We start from the raw sequence: 1,148 nt of genomic DNA on the forward strand, positions 1-1,148 counted from the left end.
GAACATGGCCACGAAGACCAGGCTCAGCAGCACGGTACGCGCGAGCCGGGCCACGCGCGTGTCGCGGCCATGGTCAAGACAGGCCCCCGCCAAGGCCATGCCGGCGATGCCCGCCAGCAGGGCCCAGCCCTGCTCCAGGAAGACCGCGGGCCGAAAGGCCAGGTAGAGGGAGTGCTGGCTCTGCAGGATGACGCCGCTGAGCGCGATCGCGATCAGCGCACACCCGCTGATCCATGCGTAGCGCCAGGCGCTGCCGATGCTCATCGGCGCTTCAACTGCAGCAGCTGCCGATGCGGCGACAGCGTCGTCTGCTTTTCCGACACGAACCAGGGCTCCGCTGCGGCCAGGAAACCCGTCAGTGACCAGTCCGTGTAGAGCGACATGTTGGGGCCGGCAATCTCGATGAACCGAGGGTCATCGCGGGAGACGAATTCAATGAGTAGCGTGCCTGTGCACCAGCCCGCCAGGGTCTCGAACAGCTGAGCCAGTGGCAGTCGCTCCGTGACGATGAGGTGATGTACGACGGCCAGCATCAATATCAAATCAAAGCGACGTTCGAAGCGCTGTGACAGGCCGCGCGACTCGCCGAGACGCCAACCCGTGGGCGGCGTCTCCCGTGCGATGTTGGCATGCAGGCAAAGCACGTTGGGCGCTGGTGCGCGCCGATAGAGCTCGTCGAGGGCGTCCAGATCCTCGTCGAGAGCAACGACTTCGTCGCAATGGGGTGCCAGCAGCTCGGCAAACTCACCGTTGTTGGCGCCGATGTCGAGTGCCCGACCGTGACGGCGGCCGCCGGCAACTGCCTGCACGGCTGCGCGCTTGGCAGCCAGCTCGGCCTCCGCATAGTGGTCCCGGTTGCCGGTGTAGGCGCTCCAGGCGCCATGGCGTTCGCGGGGCACGGCCAGGCGGTTGATGAGGGCCTCGAGGCTGCCCAGCAGCCAGGGCGTGCCGTCGCGCACTGGCGCCCGCTGCGGCCTGACGTCCGGTCTGGCTGCAGCGCCGATGCGACGCCGCTCCAGCCGGGCAGGTAGCCGAACATGCAGCCACATCGCGAGTCCCAGATGGCGATGCCATCGCACGAACGGCGCGACCTCTGAAGCACGTAGGCCGTCTCGCCGGGCCAGGAAGATATCGCGGGGGTGTCGGCC

2 protein-coding genes are annotated in these 1,148 nt (G+C 67.6%); both read right to left on the reverse strand.

The features are described 5' to 3' along the window. The coding region (locus AC1DU6_RS32190; protein ID WP_477862279.1) for a hypothetical protein at window positions 1–264 on the reverse strand (264 nt) is incomplete at its 3' end. Beyond that, window positions 261–1,049 (reverse strand): class I SAM-dependent methyltransferase, encoded by a 789-nt coding sequence (locus tag AC1DU6_RS32195; RefSeq protein ID WP_477862281.1) that lies wholly within the window; start codon window positions 1,047–1,049, stop codon window positions 261–263. The genes AC1DU6_RS32190 and AC1DU6_RS32195, both read right to left, overlap by 4 nt. Window positions 1,050–1,148 lie beyond the last annotated feature (99 nt).

The sequence above is a fragment of the Roseateles sp. P5_B10 genome (assembly GCF_056400485.1).

Bases quoted from the DNA above. Each gene is read 5' to 3' on its own strand.
- AC1DU6_RS32195 (WP_477862281.1), bottom strand. From the start codon at position 1,049: ATGTGGCTGCATGTTCGGCTACCTGCCCGGCTGGAGCGGCGTCGCATC.